This window comes from Candidatus Infernicultor aquiphilus, from assembly GCF_002784285.1.
Classification (GTDB): Bacteria; Atribacterota; Phoenicimicrobiia; order Phoenicimicrobiales; family Phoenicimicrobiaceae; genus Infernicultor; species Infernicultor aquiphilus.
Window position 1 is genome coordinate 1 of record NZ_PFKO01000160.1, and the last position, 5,000, is coordinate 5,000.

Below are 5,000 nucleotides of genomic sequence, written 5' to 3' on the forward strand. Positions count from 1 at the left end.
AACTAAGAAGAAGGTTTTAAATTTTGAATTATGGTTTTACGCTTTTAGTTTTAAGTTTTTAACTTAACATAATCAACATAATATACTCGTTAATTCTGCCTTTTGGCTCCAAAATACCTAATCAGTTAGTTACCTGGTTTTTTGTATTTTTCTCTAAGCTTATTTATTAGAGATTGAAAAGTTTCTTCTTCTTTTTCTTTAGTCTTTATAGGTTCTTCTTCTTGTTTTTTCTTAAATGTTTCAATTTCTTCATAATAAGGCTTTTTAATCTCTTGATATTCTTCCGTTTTTGGTTTTTCAAAAATTGTTTGGTGAATTATACAGTAAGATGTAGGCTCGGTGCCCTTTATAAAAGATACAGTTAATGTTTCTGGGCAGGAATTTATTGGAAGAAGACCTGATTCTTTGCAAACAGAAATATTTATTACTTTATCCGGTTGTAAAAAATCTTTTTTATCATTATTTTTAAGGGCACTTTTCATAAATTTTGCCCAAACTGGGGCAGCAACTACTCCACCAGTCATTTTGTTCCCCAAAGGTTTTCTATCGTCATTTCCAATATAAACTGCAGTGACTAAGTCTGGAGTAAACCCTATAAACCAGGCATCGACAAAATCATTGGTGGTACCGGTCTTTCCAGCTGCTGGCCGGCCTATTTGAGCGCTCAAGCCAGTTCCTCTTTCAATCACTCCTTCCATCATCTTAATAAGCACATAACAAGTTTCTTCTTTAAACAATTTCTTTTTTTGAGGAATATTCTCTTTTATAATTTTGCCGTTATAATCTTCTATTCGAATTATAGATATAATAGGGTCTACTCTTACCCCTAAATTGGCAATAGTAGCATAAGCAGAAGCAATTTCTAAAGGGGTTATCTCAGAAGTTCCTAAAGCCAAAGATAGATCTGAGCGAAGTTCACTTTTTATTCCTGCTTTATGGGCATAATTTATTACCTTATTTACTCCTACTTGTTCTAATAACTTTACTCCCACTACATTTATAGATAATTCGAATGCCTCCCTAAGGGTTACTGGCCCTCTAAATTCCTTTTCATAATTTTTAGGAGACCATCCATTTTCAAAAGTAACTGGAGAATCTTCTATAATATTACTAGGAGTAAATCCATTGTCTAAAGCTGTAAGGTAAATAAAAGGCTTAAAGGCAGAGCCAGGCTGACGATAAGCTTGAGTTGCTCGGTTAAATTTACTTTTCTCAAAATCCTTTCCTCCCACCATAGCCTTAATATAACCTGTTTGAGGTTCAATAGCTATTATTGCTCCTTCATAAACAGATTCTTGAAGTGCTTTTTCGGCGAAATTTTGCATCTCTAAATCTAAAGTAGTATAAATTTTTAACCCACCTTTGTAGACTATATTAGCTCCATATTCTTCTAAAAGTTGAGAAAGAATAAAAGTAGAAAAGTAGGGAGCGGTAATTTTATCTCTTTTATTGTTGTAATCAAGTTTAATAGGGTTTTGTTTAGTTTTTTCCATTTCTTCTTTAGATATATAACCTAACTTAAACATTCTATTTAATATAATATTTCTTCTATTTAATGAAACTTCTGGGTTAAGAATAGGAGAATAATAAGAGGGACCACGAGGTAATCCTGCTAATAAAGCACATTCTGCAAGGTTTAAATCTTGTACACTTTTATTAAAATACATTTGAGCAGCAGCTTGAACTCCATATGCGCCATGTCCAAAATAAATTTCATTTAAATACATTTCTAAAATTTCATCTTTCGTAAAATTTCTCTCTATTTGTAATGCTAATAGAATATCTTTTATTTTTCTATTTAGACTAATTTCACGATTAAGGAAAATATTTATAGCTAATTGCTGAGTTATGGTACTGCCTCCCTGAGGTTTACCTTCTTTTGGCGATAAAATTGTATTTTTAAAATTTTCCCAGAGAGCTCCTCGTAGAATACCTCGGAAACTTATTCCCTTATGTTTGTAAAATTCTGAATCTTCGATTGCAATGAAGGCATTGATTAAAGCTGGAGGAATTTCAGAAAGTTTAACTGGATTTCTGTTTTCTTGAAAAAACTCGGTGATAATTTTACCATTAATATCATATACTTTGCTATTTATAGCATCCAAAAAATTATTTTCTTGAACCATTTCAGATATTTTTTGAGTATTAAGGCTGGTTAAACCAATAAAAGTAATAATAAAGGATAGGGAAAAAATTAATACTACCAGCAATAATTTTTTAGAGAAAGGAATATGATAAAGTTTTTTCTGTTTATTTTTAGATAACAATATTATAAACTCCTTTTTTTCGTATTACGCATTTCACATTTGTTAAACTAAAAACTTATAGCAAAAAACTAAAAACCATAATTCAAAATTCAAAACCTTTTTCTTAGTTTTAAGTTTTGAGTTATAGTTTTGCGTTTTTTGCTTAACGCTTTACGCTTCTTTGTAATATTATACCATAAAGTTAGAATAAAATTAGGAGGGTATTATTTTAACTCTTTTAATATAAAATAAACTATGTTATAATTTCAGAAATTAAATATGTTTATTATTGGGATATTTTAAAATGATTAAGCTTAAATTTATAATTCGTGTAGCCATGATTGCAGCGATTTACGTGGTTCTTAATATTATATTTGCTTCAATAAGTTATGGCCCTATACAAGTAAGAATTGCAGAAGCTTTGACAGTACTACCTTTTATTGATCCTTCTGCCATTATTGGATTATTTGTGGGCTGTATCTTAGCAAATATTTTAGGACCGGGGGGTATGGTGGACATAATTGGAGGAAGTCTTTGCACCCTGGTTGCTGCATATTTGACCTATAAGTTAAAGGATCCAAAATTAGCTCCTCTTCCTCCTGTATTAATAAATGCTTTTGGAGTGAGTATTTATTTACATTTACTCTTTGATTTATCCTATTGGATAACTGTTTTATATATTGGAATAGGAGAAATCATTGCTGGTTATATTTTGGGTTATCCTTTATTAATTTTATTGATTAAAAATAAAAAAAGATTGGGTTTAGAATAGAGATAAAAAATTACCAATTAATAATTAATAAGTTTATAGTTTATTTTAGATATTCGATGGATTGTATCTATTGGCAAGTTATCTAATAAGTAAATTTATTATTAAATGAAAATTTGCAGAAGATTAAGTTTTTTATATAGGTAAATTAAAGAATTGAAAAATTTTATGATAATAAATATAGGATGATTTTTATAAAGCGGGGTAATTATTATGGATATTAAAGAAGAATTAAGCATAATCAAAAGAGGGACAGAAGAAATAATTTCTGAAGAAGAATTAATAAAAAAAATAGAAAAATCGAGGAAAGAAAAAAAGCCTCTTCGGGTTAAGCAAGGATTTGATCCTAATGCGCCAGATATACATTTGGGACATACAGTGGGCTTACGCAAGATGAGACAGTTTCAAGATTTAGGCCATGAGATATATTTTTTAATAGGTGATTTTACCGGAAGGATTGGTGACCCAAGTGGTAGATCAGTAGCCAGAAAACAATTAACTGAAGAAGAAGTTAATAAAAATGCTGAAACATACAAAAAACAAGTCTATAAAATATTAAATCCCGAAAAAACAAAAATAGTATTTAATAGTAATTGGCTAGGGAAGCTTTCATTTTCAGAAGTTCTAAAATTGTGTTCCAAATATACAGTTGCTCGTATGTTAGAGAGAGATGATTTTGCAACAAGATATAAAGAAGAAAAACCGATAGGTATTCATGAATTTTTATATCCCTTAATGCAGGGATATGATTCCGTAGCGTTACAAGCTGATATTGAATTGGGAGGGACAGATCAGAAGTTTAATCTATTGGTGGGTAGAAATATTCAAAGAGAATATAACCAAGAACCTCAAATAATTATTACTCTGCCTCTGCTTGAAGGAACAGATGGGATAGAAAAAATGAGCAAAAGTCTTGGTAATTATATTGGGATTAATGAGTTACCTCAAATAATGTATGGCAAAGTTATGTCCATTCCTGACCGCCTCATGATTAGATACTTTGAGTTAGTAACAGATGTTTCGTTAAATGAAATTAATCAGATAAAAATAAATTTAGAAAATGATAATTTGCATCCTCAGGATGTAAAAAAGAAATTGGCGAGAGAAATTGTTAAGCTTTATCATGGACAAAATGCTGCACTGATAGCAGAAGAAGAATTTGAAAAAGTATTTAATAAGAAACTTTATCCAGAAGAAATGAAAGAATTAGTTTTAAAGAAAGATAATTTAAAAGAGGGGAAAATATGGCTGATTAAACTTATCGCCCTATCTGGTTTAGTAAATAGTAAAAGTGAAGCTCGTAGATTGATTGAACAAGGTGGAGTAAAAATTAATGGAGAAAAGGTGGACGATCCCAATCTTGATTTAACTGTCAAAAAAGGCATGGTTATAAAGATTGGAAAATTAAATTTTGTAAAATTAGTTATTCGCTAACTACAATATATTAGGTTGATAAAATATTAAAAATATATATATTCTCCTCTTGCAATTTCCCCTTAATTGTATTATAATTATTTTGGAAAGAGGAAATACTCCTACCCTAAAAGAAAAATATTTAAATAACTTCTTAAAAAAATTAACAAATTAGTAATAATCCCTTGACAAGAGTAATCTTCTTTGTTAGGATGTAATCTGTCACTTCAAATTAAAACTTAAAATCATCGTTCTTTGATAATTATATAGCACCACAGCCAGATGCTCAAATATTTAAAGACTACCCTTTACCCAAAGGGTAGTCTTATCAAAGATGAGGATGAAAGAGGAGCCTGGATTTATTCAAGTTTCTTGCTTATCCTCAGAAATACGGAGAGTTTGATCCTGGCTCAGGACAAACGCTGGCGGCGTGCCTAACACATGCAAGTCGAACGAATCAGTGCTTCGCACTGATACTTTGAGGGACCGAGTCCCCCAAAATACCAGTGCGGAGCACTGGTTAGTGGCGAACGGGTGAGTAACGCGTGGGTAATCTACCCGGGAGTGGGGGA

General features: G+C 30.9%; 3 protein-coding genes and 1 rRNA gene (1 of these 4 running past the window's edge). 3 read left to right on the top strand and 1 reads right to left on the bottom strand.

Going from position 1 to position 5,000, the window contains the following annotated elements; all coding sequences use genetic code 11:
• Positions 1-125: 125 nt before the first annotated feature.
• Positions 126-2,267, bottom strand: a complete 2,142-nt coding sequence (locus COZ07_RS04420) for a penicillin-binding protein 1A (RefSeq protein ID WP_406607377.1) — start codon at positions 2,265-2,267, stop codon at positions 126-128.
• 283 nt (positions 2,268-2,550) lie between these two features.
• On the opposite strand from COZ07_RS04420, the gene COZ07_RS04425 reads away from it, so the two are divergent.
• The 3 genes from COZ07_RS04425 to COZ07_RS04435 all read left to right on the top strand — a co-directional run.
• Positions 2,551-3,018 (top strand): QueT transporter family protein, encoded by a 468-nt coding sequence (locus COZ07_RS04425; RefSeq protein ID WP_406607378.1) that lies wholly within the window; start codon positions 2,551-2,553, stop codon positions 3,016-3,018.
• A gap of 210 nt (positions 3,019-3,228) precedes the next feature.
• The gene (tyrS, locus tag COZ07_RS04430; protein WP_406607379.1) at positions 3,229-4,449 is read left to right on the top strand and encodes a tyrosine--tRNA ligase; all 1,221 of its coding nucleotides are present in this window, start codon (positions 3,229-3,231) and stop codon (positions 4,447-4,449) included.
• Between the two features lie 366 nt (positions 4,450-4,815).
• Positions 4,816-5,000: ribosomal RNA gene (locus tag COZ07_RS04435) — 16S ribosomal RNA — on the top strand; it runs 1,424 nt beyond the window's last position.